This is a genomic window from Streptomyces sp. NBC_00090 (assembly GCF_045160815.1).
In the GTDB taxonomy this organism is placed as follows: Bacteria; Actinomycetota; Actinomycetes; order Streptomycetales; family Streptomycetaceae; genus Streptomyces.
In genome coordinates, this window is record NZ_CP108224.1 from 8,675,785 (window position 1) to 8,694,760 (window position 18,976).

General features: G+C 75.6%; 1 protein-coding gene. It reads right to left on the reverse strand.

Translation table 11 applies throughout. From position 1 onward, the window contains the following. Positions 1–46 precede the first annotated feature (46 nt). Entirely contained in the window at positions 47–18,940 is an 18,894-nt protein-coding gene (locus OG361_RS38305) for an SDR family NAD(P)-dependent oxidoreductase (protein WP_405861122.1), read from the reverse strand. Between the last annotated feature and the right edge of the window lie 36 nt (positions 18,941–18,976).

Sequence of the window (18,976 nt, forward strand, 5' to 3'; positions counted from 1 at the left end):
CTTGTCCTCGTTCGTCATTCGACGTCAACTCTCCTCTTGGTGCGGTTCACTCGGAGCCGAGGCCGCCGTCGATGAGCCGGAACAGCTCGTCGTCGGAGGCCCGGTCCAGGAGTGCGGTGGTGTGCGTGTCGTCGGAGGCCCCGGCCTCCGGGCGGAGCCGGGCCAGGACCGCCGTCAGGCGGTCGGCGATGCGCTCGCGCGCCTCGGCGCTCAGTCCGTCGCCGTCGGCGAACGAGGTCTCCAGCTCCTCGATGCGGGCCAGGGTGGCCGCCGCGCCGCCGGGGAGGCGGGGCGCGAGCTCGCCCAGCAGATGCGTGGCGAGCGCGCTCGCCGTCGGTCGGTCGAAGAGCACGGTCGTGGGCAGCCGCAGGCCGGTCTCCGCTCCGAGCCGGTTGCGCAGTTCGACCGCGGTGAGCGAGTCGAAGCCCAGGTCGAGCAGCCCGCGGTCGACGGGCACGGGGTGGTTCGGCGGGTGGCCGAGCACCTCGGCCACCGTCGCGCGGACGAGATCCAGGGCGATCCGGGGCCGGTCGGCCGCGGACGCCTCGGCGAGCTTGCGCACCCACGGCGGGGGACCGTCCGCCGCCGCGCCCCGAACGCCGCCGGCCGGCCGCGTCGCGTTCGACGCGGGCCCCGGGGCCGGCGGCGGGACGAGGCCCCGCAGCAGGGCCGGGATGCCGGCCGGGTCGACGGCCCGGCGCAGGGCCGCCGTGTCGACCCGGGCCGGCACGACCAGCGGCACCCCGCTGAGCAGGGCCGCGTCGAAGAGCCGGAGTCCTTCGTCGACGGTGAGCGGGGCGATGCCGGTGCGGGCGATGCGGGCGACGTCGGATGCGCTGAGATGTCCCCCCATCCCGGTCTCGGTGTCCCACAGGCCCCAGGCGAGGGACGTGGCGGGCAGCCCGAGGGCGTGCCGGTGCTGGGCCAGCGCGTCCACATACGTATTGGCGGCCGCGTAGTTGGCCTGTCCCGGGTTGCCCGTGATGCCGGCCACGGAGGAGAACAGGACGAAGGCGTCCAGCTTCCGGTCGGCGGTCAGCTCGTGCAACAGCCCGGCCGCGACCGCCTTCGGGCGCAGCACCTCGACGACGTCCGACTCCGTGAGGGAGCCGAGCGTGCCGTCCCGGGTGACGCCGGCGGCGTGGACGACGGCGGTGAGCGGGTGTGCGTCGGGGATCTCGTCGAGGAGTGCGCGGACGGCGTCGGGGTCGGCGGTGTCGGTGGCGGTCAGGGTGACGTGGGCGCCCAACGATGTGATGCGCTCGGTCAGTTCGCGGGCTCCGGGGGCGTCGGGGCCGCGCCTGCTGGTGAGCAGCAGTCGGGTGATGCCGTGCGCGGTGACCAGGTGTTCGGCCAGGAGCGTGCCGAGTGCCCCGGTCGCGCCGGTGAGCAGCACCGTCCCGTCCGTCCGCAGGACTCCGGCGCGCGGCTCGGGCTCCGGTAGGACCGCCAGCCGTGGGATGAACAACGCGCCTTCTCGCACAGCGAGTTGTGGCTCGCCCGAGCCCAGTGCCCGGCCGAGTGCCGCCTCCGAGGCCGCGCTGCCGTCGGTGTCCACGAGGACGAACCGGCCGGGGTGCTCGCTCTGCGCCGTGCGCACGAGCCCCCACAGAGGAGCCTGCTCCAACCCGGTGACGGGTTCCGACTCCCGCACGGCCGTGGCGCCTCGGGTGAGGACGACCAGCGTCGCGTCGGCGCTCCGCTCGTCGTCCAGCCAGTCGCGCAGCGTCCGCAGCGTGTCGTACGCGGAGGCGGCCGGCGCCGCGGCGAGCACCGCGTACGGGGCGAACGCTGACGCGTGCGGCACGGACGCGGACGCCTCCTCGTACGGCGCCCAGTCCGCGGCGGCGGACTTCGGCTCCGGCAGCGGCGACCAGTCCACCCGGTACAGGGTGCTGCCGGAGCCGGATCCCCGGCGCGCGAGCAGCCGGGCCGGGTCGGTCTCCCGTACGTTCAGCTCCGCCACGGACAGCACCGGTTCCCCGGTCCTGTCGGCGAGGACCAGCCGGCTGCGGTCGGGGCCCGTCGGGGTGAGGGCGACCCGGAGGCCGCCGGACCCCACCGCTCCGTGCACCCGTACGCCTGCCCAGGAGAACGGCACCCGCAGGCCGCCGGACTCGCCGGGTCCTTCGAGTGCGAGCGGATGCAGCGCCGCGTCGAGCAGCGCGGGTCCCACCGGGAACCCGTGGGTCGCCCCGCCGGAGTCCCCGCCCGCTCCCTCCCCGGGCGAGACCTCGGCGAACCAGGCGCCGTCGTCACGTCGCCAGGCCGCCCGGAGACCCTGGAAGGCCGGTCCGTAGGCGTAGCCGAGCCGCGCCAGGTCCTCGTACGCGGACGAGACGTCGACCGGCTCCGCACCGGCCGGCGGCCACACGCCGAGCGAGTCCGCCCCGTCGGCGTCGGCATCCGGGCCCGGATCCGGGGCCAGCACACCGGAGGCGTGCTCCGTCCACGGGCCTTCACTCCCGGCCTCCCGCGCATGGACGCCGACGGTCCGCCGGCCCTCCGCGTCGGCCGCGCCCACCGTGACCTGGAGCCGCACCGCACCCTCCTCGGGCAGCAACAGCGGCGCGTTCAACGTGAGTTCGTCCAGCTTCGGTGCGCCCGCCGCCCGCCCCGCGTACAGCGCCAGGTCCAGCAACGCGGCACCGGGCAGCACGACCGCGCCGAGCAGCGCGTGGTCCCCGAGCCAGGGGTGGGTGAGCGCGGAGAGCAGCCCGGTGTGCACGACGCCCGAGCCGTCGGCCAGTTCGAGGGCAGCGCCGAGCAGGGGATGGTCCGCGACGCCGAGTCCGGCTCCGCCGACGTCCGCGTGCCTGCGGGCCGGCACGTCCAGCCAGTACCGGTCGCGTTGGAAGGGGTACGTGGGCAGGTCCGGGGCGTCCGCGCCCCGGCCGCCGAAGTACGCCGTCCAGTCCACCGGGACCCCCGCCGTCCACAGCGCTCCGAGCGCCTCGGACAGGGCGGCGGCCTCCGCCCGGTCGCGGCGCAGCAGCGGCAGCGCGACGGCGTCGTCCGGCAGGGCGTCGTCCGAGAGCGTGTCGGCGGCCATCGTCGCGAGCACGGCGTCCGGGCCGACCTCGAAGAACGCCCCGACACCCTGTTCCCGCAGCGTGCGCAGCACGTCGGCGAAGCGGACGGTGCCGCGGATGTGGGCGGTCCAGTAGTCCGGCGAGGCGAGCTCTTCGGCGCTTGCGAGCCGTCCGGTGAGGTCGGAGACCAGCGGGACGGCCGGCGGGTGGAACTCGAGGCCCGCCACCACCGCGCGGAACGCGTCGAGCATCGGCTCCATCAGCGGCGAGTGGAAGGCGTGGCTGACCGTCAGGCGCCGGGTCTTCGCGCCGGTCTCGGCGGCCCGGGCGGCGATCTCGCGTACGGCCTCCTCCGCGCCGGAGACGACCGTGGCCCGCGGCCCGTTGACGGCCGCGATGCCCGCCACGCCCTCGTGGCCCGCCAGCAGCGCCCGCGCCGTGTCCTCGTCCACCGAGAGGGCGACCATGGCGCCGCCCGGCGGCAGGGCCTGCATCAACCGGCCCCGTGCCGTGATCAGCGTCGCCGCGTCGGCCAGGCTCAGCACGCCGGACACATGAGCGGCCGCCACCGATCCGATGGAGTGGCCGGCCACGTGGTCCGGGGTGATGCCCCAGGTCTCAAGCAGTCGGTACAGCGCGGTCTCCAGGGCGAACAGGGCCGGCTGGGTGTACTCGGTGCGGTGCAGCAGGGTGTCGTCCTCGGCGAAGACGACGTCCTTGAGCGGCCGGTCCAGATGGGTGTCGAGGGCGGCGGTCACCTCGTCGAAGGCGGCGGCGAACTCCTCGTACGTCTCGTACAGTTCGCGGCCCATTCCGGCCCGCTGGCTGCCCTGCCCGGTGAACAGGAAAGCCGTTCGGGGCGCATCGGCGGGCGCCTCGCGCACCGCGGCCCGCGACTGGTCCCCCTCGGACAGGCGGCGCAGAGCGGCCGACGCCTCCTCCCGGCCGACGGCGACGAACGCCGCCCGGTGCTCCAGGGCGCTCCGCCCGCCGGCCAACGCCACGGCCGTTCCGCGGACCTCCGCCTCCGGACGCGCATCGACCCAGGCGTGCAGCCGTCCCGCCAGGGCGCGCAGAGCCTCGGGCGTCCGCGCCGAGAGCAGCCACGGCAGCGGGTCCTCGGCGACGGGCACGCCGTCCGGCTCGGCCGGAGCGGGATCCGGGGCCGGGTCGGGGACGTGCTCGAGCACCACGTGGGCGTTGGTGCCGCTGATGCCGAAGGAGGAGACGGCGGCCCGTCGCGGGCGGTCCCGCTCGGGCCAGGCCACGGACTCGGTGAGGAGCTCCACCGCGCCCGCCGTCCAGTCGACGTGCGGGGACGGCTCGTCGATGTGCAGACTCCTCGGCAGGACGCCGTGCCGCATCGCCATCACCGACTTGATCACCCCGGCGACGCCGGCCGCGGCCTGCGTGTGACCGATGTTGGACTTCACCGACCCCAGGAACAGCGGGTCGTCCGTCGGCCGGTCCGCTCCATAGACGGCGAGCAGCGCCTGCGCCTCGATCGGATCGCCGAGCCGGGTGCCGGTGCCGTGCGCCTCGACGGCGTCGACGTCCCGGGCGGTGAGTCCCGCGGTGGCCAGCGCCTGCCGGATCACCCGTTGCTGGGAGGGGCCGTTGGGCGCGGTCAGGCCGTTGCTCGCGCCGTCCTGGTTGACGGCCGTGCCGCTGACCAGTGCCAGGACCCGATGGCCGTGGCGGCGGGCGTCCGAAAGCCGTTCGACGAGCAGCAGTCCGGCGCCCTCCGCCCAGCCCGTACCGTCCGCGGCCGCCGCGAACGGCTTGCAGCGCCCGTCGGGCGCGAGCCCCCGCTGCCGGCTGAACTCGACGAACGTCGCCGGGCTCGCCATCACCGTCACCCCGCCGGCCAGGGCGAGGTCGCATTCGCCGTTGCGCAGCGCCTGCACGGCCAGGTGCAGGGCGACGAGGGAGGAGGAGCAGGCGGTGTCGACGGTGACGGCCGGTCCCTCCAGGCCGAAGGTGTAAGCCACCCGGCCGGAGGCCACGCTGCCCGCGCTGCCGCTGACCAGATAGCCCTCGAAGCCCTCGGGCGCCTCCTCGGCCTGGTGCAGCCGGGCCCCGTAGTCGTTGTACATCACTCCGGCGAACACGCCGGTCTTTGAACCGCGCAGCCCGGCCGGGTCGATCCCGGCCCGTTCGAAGGCCTCCCAGGCGGTCTCCAGGAGCAGGCGCTGCTGCGGGTCCGTGGTCAGAGCCTCGCGCGGGCTCATGCCGAAGAACTCGGGGTCGAACTCGGCGGCCCCGTAAAGGAATCCGCCCTCCCGTGCGTACGAGGCGCCCGGACGCTCGCCTTCCGGGTCGTAGAGGCCGGCGAGATCCCAGCCGCGGTCGGTGGGGAAGCCGGACACGGCGTCCGTGCCGTCCGCGACCAGCTGCCACAGCTCCTCGGGGGAGTTCACCCCGCCCGGGAACCGGCAGGCCATCGCGACGAGGGCGATCGGATCGTCGTCGACGCGCGCCCGGAAGACTGGCGCGCCCTCGGCGCGCGTGCCGGCGGTGGCCCGGTCCGGCAGCAGCTCGGCGAGGAGCCGACCGGCCAGCGCGGTCGGTGTGGGGTGGTCGAAGACCAGGGTCGTGGGCAGCCGCAGGCCGGTGGCCGCGCCGAGCCGGTTGCGCAGATCGACGGCGGCGAGCGAGTCGAAGCCCAGGTCGGTGAAGGCGCGGCCGGCCGTGACCGAGTCGGCGCCGGAGTGGCCGAGCACGGTGGCCGCGGCCGACCGCACCAGCTCCAGGATCTGGCGTTCCGCGTCCGCGCGGGAGAGCGCCGACAGCCCAGCGGCCAGGTCGGCCGGTGCCGCCGGGGTCGTACCGGAGGCGGCCCGCCGCCGGGTGACCCGGACAAGCGAGCGCAGTGGGGCCGGGACCGCCGAGGCGGACCCCTCAAGGGCGGCGGGCGCGAACCGGCTCGCCACCAGTGCCGCCCGCTCCGGGCCTGCCGGTACCGCGAGCGCGGCGTCGAAGAGGCGGAGTCCTTCGTCGACGGTGAGCGGGGCGATGCCGGTGCGGGCGATGCGCGCGACGTCGGATGCGCTGAGATGTCCCCCCATGCCGGTCTCGGTGTCCCACAGGCCCCAGGCGAGGGAGGTGGCGGGCAGGCCGAGGGCCTGCCGGTGCTGGGCCAGCGCGTCCACGTAGGCGTTGGCCGCGGCGTAGTTGGCCTGCCCGGCCGTACCGGTCACGCCGGTGATCGAGGAGAAGAGGACGAAGGCGTCCAGCTCCCGGTCCGCGGTGAGCTCGTGCAGCAGCAAGGCCGCGTCGGCCTTCGGGCGCAGGACGACGTCCAGGCGCTCCGGCGTCAGGTCCTCCAGCAGGCCGTCGTCGAGCACACCGGCGGCGTGGACGACGGTGGTGAGCGGGTGTGCGTCGGGGATGTCGTCGAGGAGTGCGCGGACGGCGTCGGGGTCGGCGGTGTCGGTGGCGGTCAGGGTGACGTGGGCGCCCAAGGCTGTGATGCGCTCGGTGAGTTCGCGGGCTCCGGGGGCGTCGGGGCCGCGCCTGCTGGTGAGCAGCAGTCGGGTGATGCCGTGCGTGGTGACCAGGTGTTCGGCCAGGAGCGTGCCGAGTGCCCCGGTCGCGCCGGTGAGCAGCACCGTCCCGTCCGTCCGCAGCGGGCGCGGATCGCCCTGCACGGCCGGCAGCGCGGCGAGGCGGGGGACGAGGATCCGACCCTCCCGCAGGGCGAGCTGGGGCTCGCCCGAGCCGAGCGCCCGGTCGAGGGCGGCAGCGGACGCCGCGCTGCCGTCGGTGTCGACCAGTACGAACCGGTCAGGATGCTCGGTCTGCGCGGTGCGGACCAGCCCCCACGCGGCCGCCGTCGGCAGCCCGGACAGGCCCTCGCCCGCACCGGTCGCCACGGCACCCTCGGTGACCAGCGCGAGCCGCGCCCCCGCGGGCCGTTCCCGCGCCAGCCAGTCCTGGACGAGCTCCAGGGCGCGCGCGGCGGCCGCCTGCGGGCTCTCGTACGACGCGAAGCGCTCCGTCACGGTCGCGGCGGCGGTTTCGACGTCCGGGGCGGACGACGGGGTCAGGTCCTGCCATGCCACGGCGTACAGCGGCAGCCCGGCCACGGCCGGGGCGGCGGACAGCGCGCCCTCGGGCAGTGGCCGCAGGACCATCGCCTCCGCGCTGACGACGGGCGCGCCGGCCGGATCCGTGGCGCGCAGGGACACCGCCCCCGGCCCGGCCGGGGCGAGCGCGACCCGCAGCGCGGTGGCTCCGGTGGCGTGCAGCCGCAAGCCCGTCCAGGAGAAGGGCAGGACCACCTCGGCGGAGTCCTCGTCCCGGACCGGCAGGAGGTGCAGGGCCGCGTCGAGCAGCGCGGGGTGCAGAGCGAACCCCTCGGCCGACGCCTCCACGTCCGCCGACAGCCGCACCTCGGCGACCAGAGTGTCCCCGTCCCGCCAGGCGGCGGTCAGATTGCGGAACGCCGGTCCGTAGCCGTACCCGAGGTCCGCGAGGCGGGCGTACACCCGCTCCACGTCGAGTGCGTCGGCGCCGGCCGGCGGCCACGCCGTGCCGGCCGCCTCGCCGACCGGGCCTTCGGGCACGAGGCTCCCCGAGGCGTGACGCACCCAGGGCGCGTCGTCGGCGGTCCGGGCGTGCACCGCGAACGGGCGGCGGCCGCCGGCGTCCGGGGCGTCGACGGTGAGCTGCAGCGCGACCGGGCCGGAGACGGGCAGCAGCAGCGGCGACTCCAGAGTGAGGTCGTCCACCACCGGGCTCTGGGCGTACTCGCCCGCCTGGAGCGCCAGTTCGGCGAAGACGCTGCCCGGGACGAGGGGCGCGCCGCCCACCACGTGGTCCGCGAGCCAGGGAAGCAGCTCCGGATCGAGACTTCCGGAGAACAACAGCCCCCGGCCGTCCGCGAGTTCCACCGCCGGGCCCAGCAGGGCCGCCGGGCCCGCGGCGGTGGACGCTGCCTCCATCCAGTAGCGCTCTCGCTGGAAGGGGTAGGTGGGCAGCTCGTGGGCGTCCGCCGGGCCGGTGGCGACGGCGCCGCCCGCGAAGGAGGACCTGTCCAGGGCCACGCCGTGCGCGTGGGCGGTGGCGAGCGCGGTGAGGAACGTCGTCCGCTCGTCGCGGTTGCGGCGGAGCAGCGGGACCGCGCCCGGGGTCAGCGAGGTGAGTGCGGCGTCCGGCCCCACCTCGACGGGGAGTACGACGCCCAGGCCGCGAAGGGTCTCCACCGCCTCGTGATAGCGGACCGCTTCGCGGATGTGCCGGGTCCAGTAGTCGGGCGACGCCAGCTCCTCGGTCGTGGCGAGGGTGCCGGTGAGGGTGGAGATGATCGGGGTGTGGGGTGGGTGGAAGGTGAGTCCGGCGGCGACGGTGCGGAATTCGTCGAGGATGGGGTCCATGTGGGGGGAGTGGAAGGCGTGGCTGACGGTGAGGCGTCGGGTGCGTCGGCCGAGGGCCGTGAAGTGGGCGGTGACGCGCTGGACTTCGTCTTCGTCGCCTGAGACGACCACGGATTCGGGTCCGTTGACCGCGGCCAGGGCCACGCGCTCGCCCAGCAGGGGAAGGACCTCGTCCTCGGTGGCCTGGACCGCCGCCATGGTGCCGCCTTGAGGGAGCTCGCCCATCAGTCGTCCGCGTGTGGCGACCAGCAGGGCGGAGTCCTGCAGGGAGAGGACGCCCGCCACGTGGGCGGCGGCGAACTCGCCGATGGAGTGCCCGATCAAGTGGCTCGGGACGACGCCTCGGGCGGCCAGCAGTCGATGGAGCGCGACCTCGACGGCGAAGAGCGCGGGCTGGGTGTACTGGGTTCGGCGCAGCAGGGCGTCGTCCTCGGCGAAGACGATCTCCTTGAGCGGCCGGTCCAGATGGGTGTCGAGGGCGGCGGTCACCTCGTCGAAGGCGGCGGCGAACTCCTCGTAAGTCTCATAGAGTTCACGCCCCATCCCTGCCCGCTGGCTGCCCTGCCCGGTGAACAGGAAGGCGGCGCGGAGCTCGCCCTCCGCGGTGCCGCGCACGACCGCCGGGTGCTCCTCGCCGGCCTCCAGGGCGGCCAGCGACGCGAGGGCGTCCTCCCGGTCCTCGGCCAGGACCAGCGCGCGATGGGACAGCGCGGCCCGTCCGGTGGCCAGGACCCGCGCGGCGGCCCGCAGCGTGGTGTCCGGCCGGGCTTCCAGATGGGCCGACAGGCGGGCGGCCTGCGCCCGCAACGCCTCGGGGGAGTGCGCGGACAACGGCAGCAGCACCGGGCCCGACGCCGCTCCGGCATCCGGATCACGATCGGGCGCGTCGGACACGGCAGGCGTCGTGGCCGGAGCCGCCTCGGGCTCCTCCAGGATGACGTGGGCGTTGGTGCCGCTGATGCCGAAGGACGACACCGCGGCCCGTCGCGGGCGTCCGGCCGTGGTCCATTCCCGGGCCTCGGTGAGGAGTTCGACGGCTCCCGCCGTCCAGTCGACGTGCGGGGACGGTTCGTCGACGTGCAGGGTGCGGGGCAGGACGCCGTGGCGCATGGCCTCGACCATTTTGATGATGCCGCCGACGCCTGCGGCGGCCTGCGTGTGTCCGATGTTGGACTTGAGCGAGCCCAGCCACAACGGGTTCCCCTCCGTCCGGTCCTGTCCGTAGGTGGCCAGCAGGGCCTGCGCCTCGATCGGGTCGCCGAGCCGGGTGCCGGTGCCGTGCGCCTCGACCGCGTCCACGTCCGCCCCGGTGAGTCCGGCGCCGGCCAGGGCCTGGCGGATCACACGTTCCTGGGAGGGGCCGTTGGGCGCGGTCAGACCATTGCTCGCGCCGTCCTGGTTGACGGCGGAGCCGCGTACGACGGCGAGGACCTGGTGTCCGTTGCGGCGGGCGTCCGAGAGCCGTTCGACGAGCAGCAGCCCGACGCCCTCCGACCAGCCGGTCCCGTCCGCCGCCGCCGCGAAGGACTTGCAACGCCCGTCGGCGGACAGTCCGCGCTGCCGGCTGAACTCCACGAAGGTGTCCGGCCGCGCCATCACGGTGACGCCGCCGGCCAGGGCGAGGTCGCACTCGCCGCTGCGCAGCGCCTGCGCCGCCAGGTGCAGGGCGACCAGCGAGGAGGAGCAGGCGGTGTCGACGGTGACGGCCGGGCCCTCCAGGCCGAAGGTGTACGCCAGCCGGCCGGAGACCACGCTGGCCGTGTTGCCGGTGAGGACGTACCCCTCGAGCTCCTCCGGTGTCCTGGCCAGTCGCGCGCTGTAGTCGTTGTACATCACGCCCGCGAACACCCCGGTCCGGCTGCCGCGCACCGCCGCGGCGTCGATCCCGGCCCGCTCGAACGCCTCCCAGGCCGTCTCCAGGAGCAGCCGCTGCTGCGGGTCGGCGGCCACCGCCTCGCGCGGGCTGATCCCGAAGAACTCGGCGTCGAACTCGGCGGCCCCGTAAAGGAATCCGCCCTCCCGTGTGTACGAGGTGCCCAGGTGCTCGGGGTCCGGGTCGTACAGTCCGGCCAGGTCCCAGCCCCGGTCCGCGGGGAACGGCCCGATCGCGTCGGCACCCGAGGCGACGAGCTCCCACAGCTCCTCGGGTGAGCCCACCTCGCCCGGGTAGCGGCAGGCCATCCCGACGATCACGATCGGGTCGTCGGACACCGCCGCGACCGCTCCCGGCGCGCCCCGGTCGGTCCGCCCCGTGGCGGAACCACCCGGCAGCAACCCCACCAGATAGGCGGCGAGCGCCTCGGGGGAGGGGTGGTCGAAGACGGCGGTCGCGGGGATGCGCAGGCCGGTGAGGGCGCCGAGCCGGTTGCGCAGCTCCACGCCGGTCAGTGAGTCGAAGCCCAGGTCCCGGAAGGCTCGGGCGGCGTCGATCGACGTGGACGTGGCGTGGCCGAGGACGGTGGCGACGGTGGTCCGGACGAGCTCGGCCACCGTGCGGTCGCGATCGACCGGCGACAGCGCGCCCGTCCGCTCGGCCCAGGACTCCTCGCCGGCCGACCGCCCGGTCGCGGCTCCCGCCGCGGCCCGCCGCAGGGGCGTCCGTACCAGGTGCCGCAGCGGAGCCGGCAGCGGCCCGGCCGCCGCCCGCTCGCGCAGCGCCGCCGCGTCCAGCCGGACGGGGACGAGCGCACCCGCCGCACCGGCCGGGAGCGCGTCGAGCAGGGCCAGGCCCTCGGCCCCGGTCAGGGGGGCGAAGCCGGAGCGCGCCCACCGCGCCCGCTCGGCCGCGCCCAGCCCGCCCGCCATGCCGTCCTCGGTGTCCCACAGGCCCCAGGCCAGCGACACACCCGGCAGTCCGGCTGCGCGCCGCTTCTCCGCGAGGGCGTCCAGGACGGCGTTGGCGGCCGCGTAATTGGCCTGCCCGGCGGTGCCGACGAGACCGCTGACCGACGAGAAGAGCACGAAGGCGGACAGGTCCCGGTCCGCGGTCAACTCGTGCAGATGGAGGGCGGCGTCGGCCTTCGGCCGCAGGACGGCGTCCAGGCGGTCGCCGGTGAGCGACGCGAGCGTGCCGTCGTCCAGCGCCCCCGCCAGGTGGAACACCGCACCCAGCGGACGCTCCTCGGGCACGGACTCCAGCACCCGGGCCAGCGCCTCCCGGTCGGCGGCGTCCACGGCCGCGAACTCGGCCCGTGCACCGGCCGCGGTCAGCTCGGCCAGCAGCTCGTCGGCCCCGGCGGCCGCCGCCCCGGACCGGCTGAGCAGCAACAGGTGCCGTGCGCCGTGCCGCTCGACGAGGTGACGGGCCAGCAGCCGCCCCAGGGCGCCCGTGGCACCGGTCACCAGCACGGTGCGGTCCGCGAGCCCGGTCGGACCGCCGAGCGCCGGCGCGTCCGCGCCGTCCTCGGCGCCGACCAGCTTCGGTGCTCTCAACACGCCTGCACGCAAGGCGAGTTGAGGATCGCTCGACGAGGCGGCGGCCAGCGTCGTGAGCACGCCCTGAATCTCGGGCTCCGCCGCCCCCTCCGCCCCGTCCAGGGCGAGATCGACGTCGGCGACCGCGAACCGGTCCGGGTGCTCCGACTGAGCCGTCCGTACGAGCCCCCACACGGCGGCCGCCCAGGGGTCCGCCACCGCGTCCCCGTCGGCAGCGGCGACCGCACCCCGGGTGAGCAGCAGCAGCCGCGCGTCCCGGAACCGGTCCTCGATCAGCCAGGCGCGAAGCTGCTCCAAGGCGTGCCCGGCCCCCGCACGACCGGTCGGGACGCGGACCGCGACCACCGGCGGGACCTCGACCTCCGTTTCCCACTCGGCGACCGCGTCCACGAGGGCGACGGAGCCGGGCCGACCCGGCGCGGTCTCCGCGACGACCGGATCCCAGCGCAGCCGGTGCAGGTCGCGCGGACGCCCGGCGGGCGCGCCCAGCCGGGCCGGGTCCACCGGCAGCAGCGCGAGCGCGTCCGCCGAGACGACCGGTCGTCCCTCCGGGTCCACCGCCGTCAGCCGGCCGTCCGCCGACCAGCGCACCCGCAGGACCGAGGCCCCCGTCGCGTGGAGTTCCACCCCGGTCCAGGAGAACGGCAGCGGCAGCCCGCCGCCGGCTTCCCCGGCCGCTCGGATCACCGGCAGATGCAGAGCGGCGTCAAGGAGCGCGGGGTGCACGGCGAACCCCCGCGGCTCCGCGCCCGCCCGGGCCGCCGTGTCCGCCCCGGCCTCCGCGACCGGCAACTCCAGCTCGGCGTACAGCTCCCCGTCGTGTCGCCAGCCCGCGCGGACGCCCCGGAACGCGGGCCCGTAGCCGTACCCGAGGGCGTCGAGCTCCTCGTACAGCGCGGCAGGATCCACCGGCTCGGCGCCCGGCGGCGGCCACGAACCGGTCGATTCGGCTGCGGGTACGGCGGTACGGGCCGGGGTGAGCAGTGCGGTGGCGTGCCGGGTCCACGTGCCCTCGCCCGAGCCCGAGCCCGCGTGCGTCTCCGTGTCCGAGGCGCGACCGTGGACGGACAGACTGCGCGCCCCGTGCTCGTCCGGGGCCCCGACCGACACCTGCAGCCGCACCGGCGTGTCCCCGGCCAGGACGAGCGGGGCCTCCAGGGTCAGTTCCTCGACCCGCGGGGTTCCGGCCTGCTCGCCGGCGGCCAGGGCCAGGTCGAGAAACGCGGTTCCGGGCAGGAGCACCCGGCCCGCGATCCGGTGGTCCGCCAGCCAAGGGTGCGCCACCGCCGAGACCTGACCGGGCAGGACCAGGCCGCCGTCCTCGGCCAGTTCGATTCGCGAGCCCAGGAACGGGTGCCCGACCGCGGGCAGCCCCGTCAGCCCCAGGAGTTCCGCACCGCCCACGGCGGTGGGTGCGGCGAGCCAGTGCCGCTCGCGCTGGAAGGCGTACGTGGGCAGGTCGCCCCGGTGCGCGAGCAGGCCGGGGTCCAGCACGGACCGGTCGAGGACCGCACCGCTCGCATACGCGGCCGCGAGCGCGCCGAGCAGGGTGCGCCGCTCGTCGCGGTTGCGGCGCAGCAGGGGCAGAGCCCCCGGAGTCGTCGCGCTCAGCGCGGCGTCGGGACCCAGCTCGACCAGCACCTGCGTCCGTCCCGTCCCCAGGCCACGGAGGGTCTCGACGGCGTGGTGGTAGCGGACGGTCTCGCGGATATGGCGCGTCCAGTAGTCGGGGGAGGCGAGTTCTTCGGTCGTGGCGAGGGTGCCGGTGAGGGTGGAGATGATCGGGGTGTGGGGTGGGTGGAAGGTGAGTCCGGCGGCGACGGTGCGGAATTCGTCGAGGATGGGGTCCATGTGGGGGGAGTGGAAGGCGTGGCTGACGGTGAGGGGGCGGGTGCGTCGGCCGAGGGCCGTGAAGTGGGCGGTGACGCGCTGGACTTCGTCTTCGTCGCCTGAGACGACCACGGATTCGGGTCCGTTGACCGCGGCCAGGGCCACGCGCTCGCCCAGCAGGGGAAGGACCTCGTCCTCGGTGGCCTGGACCGCCGCCATGGCGCCGCCCTGTGGCAGCTCGCCCATCAGCCGTCCGCGTGCGGCGACCAGCAGGGCCGCGTCCTCCAGCGAGAGCACGCCCGCCACGTGGGCGGCGGCGAACTCGCCGATGGAGTGCCCGATCAAGTGGCTCGGGACCAGCCCCTGATGCTCCGCGAGGCGGAACAGAGCCGTTTCCAGGGCGAAGAGCGCGGGCTGGGTGTACTGAGTGCGGTGCAGCGGGGTGTCGTCCTCGGCGAAGACGATCTCCTTGAGCGGCCGGTCCAGGTGGGTGTCGAGGGCGGCGGTCACCTCGTCGAAGGCGGCGGCGAACTTCTCGTAAGTCTCATAGAGTTCACGCCCCATCCCTGCCCGCTGGCTGCCCTGCCCGGTGAACAGGAAGGCGGTACGGACCGGGCCCGCGGCCGTGCCCCGCACCACAGCCGGGTGGTCGTCCCCGGCCTCCAGCGCGGCCAGCGCGGCCAGCGCCTCCTCCCTGTCCTCGGCGACCAGCACCGCACGGTGCTCCAGAGCGGCCCGGCCCCGGGCCAGCGCGCCGGCGACGCCGGCGAGGTCGGCGTCCGGGCGATCGGCCAGGTACGCCGACAGGCGCGCGGCCTGTGCGGGCAACGCGTCCGCGGTCCGTGCGGACAGCGGAAGGAGCACCGGACCTGATTGCGGCCGGTTCTCCGCCACGGGCTCCGGGCTCCGCTCCGGACCCTGCTCCAGGATGACGTGGGCGTTGGTGCCGCTGATGCCGAAGGACGACACCGCGGCCCGTCGCGGGCGTCCGGCCGTGGTCCATTCCCGGGCCTCGGTGAGGAGTTCGACGGCTCCCGCCGTCCAGTCGACGTGCGGGGACGGTTCGTCGACGTGCAGGGTGCGGGGCAGGACGCCGTGGCGCATGGCCTCGACCATCTTGATGATGCCGCCGACGCCTGCGGCGGCCTGCGTGTGTCCGATGTTGGACTTGAGCGAGCCCAGCCACAACGGGTTCCCCTCCGCCCGGTCCTGTCCGTAGGTGGCCAGCAGGGCGTCCGCCTCGATCGGGTCGCCGAGCCGGGTGCCGGTGCCGTGCGCCTCCATCGCGTCCACGTCCGCCCCGGTGAGTCCGGCGGTGGCCAGGGCCTGGCGGATCACGCGTTCCTGGGAGGGGCCGTGGGGCGCGGTCAGGCCGTTGCTCGCGCCGTCCTGGTTGATCGCCGTGCCGCGCACGACGGCCAGGACCTGGTGTCCGTTGCGGCGGGCGTCCGAGAGCCGTTCGACGAGCAGCAGGCCGACTCCCTCGGCCCACGCGGTGCCGTCCGCCGCCGCGGCGAAGGGCTTGCACCGGCCGTCCGGCGCGAGTCCGCGCTGCCGGCTGAACTCCAGGAACATGCCCGGCGTGGGCATGACCGTCACCCCGCCGGCGAGCGCGAGGTCGCACTCGCCCTGACGCAGCGCCTGCACCGCGAGATGCAACGCGACCAGCGAGGAGGAGCAGGCCGTGTCCACGGTGACGGCCGGGCCCTCCAGGCCGAAGGTGTACGCCAGCCGGCCCGAGGCGACGCTCGCGGTGCTGCCGGTCAGGAGGTACCCGTCGTAGCCCTCGGCCGCCTCGTGCAGCCGCGGCCCGTAGTCCATGGCCGTCGCGCCGACGAACACGCCCGCCCGGGCGCCGCGCAGCCCGTCGGGAGCGATCTCCGCCCGCTCGAACGCCTCCCACGCCGTCTCCAGGAGCAGCCGCTGCTGCGGGTCCATCGCCGCGGCCTCGCGCGGGCTGATGCCGAAGAACGCGGCGTCGAAGTCACCCGCGCCGGTGAGGAATCCGCCCTCCCGCGCGTACGTCGTCCCGGGGCGGTCGGGGTCGGGGTCGTACAGTCCGGCCAGGTCCCAGCCCCGGTCCGCGGGGAACGGCCCGATCGCGTCGGCGCCCGAGGCGACGAGCTCCCACAGTTCCTCGGGGGAGCCGACCCCGCCCGGGTAGCGGCAGGCCATGCCGACGATCACGATCGGGTCGGTCCCGGTCCCGGCTGCGGGGCGGGCGGCGGCGGAAGCCGCGGCGCGGGGGGCGGCGTACCGCTCCTGGAGCAGGCCGACCACCGCCTCGGGCGTGGGCTGGTGGTAGATCAGCGCGGACGGCAGGGAGAGCCCGGTCGCGGACTGGAGCCGGTCCCGGAGCTCGACGCCGGAGAGTGAGTCGAACCCGAGCTCCTTGAAACTGCGCGCGGTGTCGACGGACTCGGCGGTGACGTGCCCGAGCACGAAGGCGATGTGCGTACGGACCAGTTCGGTCAGATCGGGTACGGCGGGCGGTGAGGCCGGGCCGCCCGGCTCGGCCGGGTCGACGGCCGATGCCTGCGCGGTGACCGGCTCCGTCTCGGCGGGCTCGGCCGCGACCGCTCCCTCCGAGGCGTCCAGCCAGTGCCGCTCGCGCTGGAAGGAATACGTGGGCAGCGGCACCGCCCGCCCGCCCCGGGTCGCGAAGAGCCCGGCCCAGTCCACCGCGGCCCCGTGGGCGTGCGCGCCCGCGACGGCGGCCAGCAGGGTGGACGCCTCGGGCCGGCCCCTCCGCAGTCCGGCCGCCAGGACGTGTCCGCCGTCCGTCTCCTTCAGGGTGCGGCGGGCCGCCCCGGTGAGCACCGCGTCCGGCCCGAGTTCGAGGTACACGGTGACGCCCACGTCGTGGAGGGCTCGTACGCCGTCGTGGAAGCGAACGGCCTCCCGGATGTGGCGGGCCCAGTAGTCGGGGGAGGCGAGCTCGTCGGCGGTTGCAGGGGCGCCCGACACGTTGGAGATCACCGGGATGCGGGGGGCGTGGAAGGAGAGTCCGGCGGCGACGGAGCGGAACTCGTCGAGGATCGGGTCCATGTGGTGGGAGTGGAAGGCGTGACTGACGGTGAGCCGTCGGGTGCGCCGGCCCTGCCCGGCGAAGTGGGCCGCGACCCGCTCGACCTCGTCCTCGTCGCCCGAGATCACCACGGAATCGGGCCCGTTGACGGCCGCGAGCGTCACCCGCTCGTTCAGCAGCGGCCGGACGGCGTCCTCCGGCGCCTCCACGGCGGCCATCGCGCCGCCCTGCGGCAGCTCGCCCATCAGCCGGCCGCGCGCGGCCACCAGCAGCGCCGCGTCCTCCAGGGAGAGAACTCCCGCCACATGAGCGGCCGTCAGCTCCCCGATGGAGTGGCCGGCCACATGGTCCGGGGTGATGCCCCAGGTCTCAAGCAGTCGGTACAGCGCGGTCTCCAGGGCGAAGAGCGCGGGCTGGGTGTACTGGGTCCGGTGCAGCAGGGTGTCGTCCTCGGCGAAGACGATCTCCTTGAGCGGCCGGTCCAGGTGGGTGTCGAGGGCGGCGGTCACCTCGTCGAAGGCGGCGGCGAACTCCTCGTACGTCTCGTAGAGTTCACGGCCCATTCCGGCCCGCTGGCTGCCCTGCCCGGTGAACAGGAACGCGGTGCGCGCCGGGCCCGACGCCGCGCTGCCGCGCACCACCGCCGGGTGGTCCCGCCCCGCCGCCAGCGCCGCCGTCCCGGCGAGCAGACCGGCCGTGTCCTCGGCGACCACCACGGCCCGCTCGTCGAAGCGCGTACGGTGCGCGGCGAGCGAGTACGCCGTGTCCACTGCGTCGTGGCCGTGCTCCTCCTGGTGCCGACGCAACCGGTCCGCCTGCCCGCGGAGCGCCGCGGCGTCGCGTCCGGACAGCAGCCAGGCCACCGGCCCTCCGGTCCTGCCGCCGTCCTCGCCCGGACGCCCCTCACCGGCCGTCCGTGTCGGCGCCGGGTCCACCTCGCCAGGACGCCCCTCACCGGCCGTCCGCGTCGACGCCAAGTCCGCCTCGCCCAGCACCACATGGCAGTTGGTGCCGCCCATGCCGAACGAGCTCACGCCCGCGATCAGCGGTCGGTCGGGCGTCGGCCAGGCGCTCTCGCGCGTCTGCACCCGCAGCCCCAGGGCGTCGAGCGGGATGGCCGGATTCGGCTCGCGGAAGTTCAGGCTCGCGGGGATGCGCCGGCGGGACACCGCAAGCGCGGTCTTCAGCAGGCCCACCAGGCCGGCCGCGCCCTCCAGGTGCCCCACGTTCGTCTTCGCGGAGCCCACCAGCAGCGGGGCGTCCGCCGGACGGCCCGCGCCCAGCGCGGCGCCGAGCGCCGCGGCCTCCACCGGATCGCCCACCGGGGTCCCCGTGCCGTGCAGTTCGACGTACTGGACGGAGGCCGCGTCGGTGCCGGCGCGCGCGTGCGCGGCCCGCAGCACGGCCTCCTGCGCGTCCCGGTCCGGCACCGTCAGGCCGGCCGAGGCGCCGTCGTTGTTGACGGCGCTGCCCAGGATCAAGCAGTGCACGCGGTCCCCGTCGGCGACGGCCCGGTCCAGCGGCTTCAGCACGACGGCGACCCCGCCCTCGCCCCGGACGTACCCGTTGGCGCGGGAGTCGAAGGTGAAGCACCGACCGTCGGGGGACAGGGCGCCGAACCGGGCGCTGTCCGCGCTGCTGCCGGGCGACAGGATCAGGTTCACGCCGCCCACCACGGCCAGGTCGGCCTCCCCGTGCCGCAGGCTCTCGCAGGCCAGGTGGACCGCGACCAGCGAGGACGACTGGGCCGCGTCGACGGTCAGGCTCGGGCCGGTCAGCCCCAGCACGTACGAGAGACGGTTCGCGATGATGCCCCGGCCGAGCCCGGTGACCGAGTGCCGTCCGGCCCCCGCCTCGCCGCGCCGGTGGTGAAGCGCCGCGTAGTCGTCCCACATGGCGCTCGCGTACACCGCCGTGCGGCTGCCGGCCAGCGCGCCGGGCACGATCCCGGCCTCCTCCAGCGCCTCCCAGCCCAGTTCGAGCATCAGGCGCTGCTGCGGGTCCATGGCCGCCGCCTCGCGCGGCGAGATCCCGAAGAAGGCGGCGTCGAAGCGGTCCACCTCGTCCAGGAAGGCCCCGTGCCGGGGAGCCGAGGCGGACCAGCGGTCCGCCGGCGGCTCCCCGACCGCGTCCTCACCCCGGCCGAGCAGCCGCCAGAAGGCGTCGGGGTCGGCGGCGCCCGGCAGACGGCAGGCGAGTCCGACGACGGCGATCGGTGCGGAGCTGGGCTTGGCCATGGTCTGTCACGTACTCCCTCGTCGAGGACGAATGCG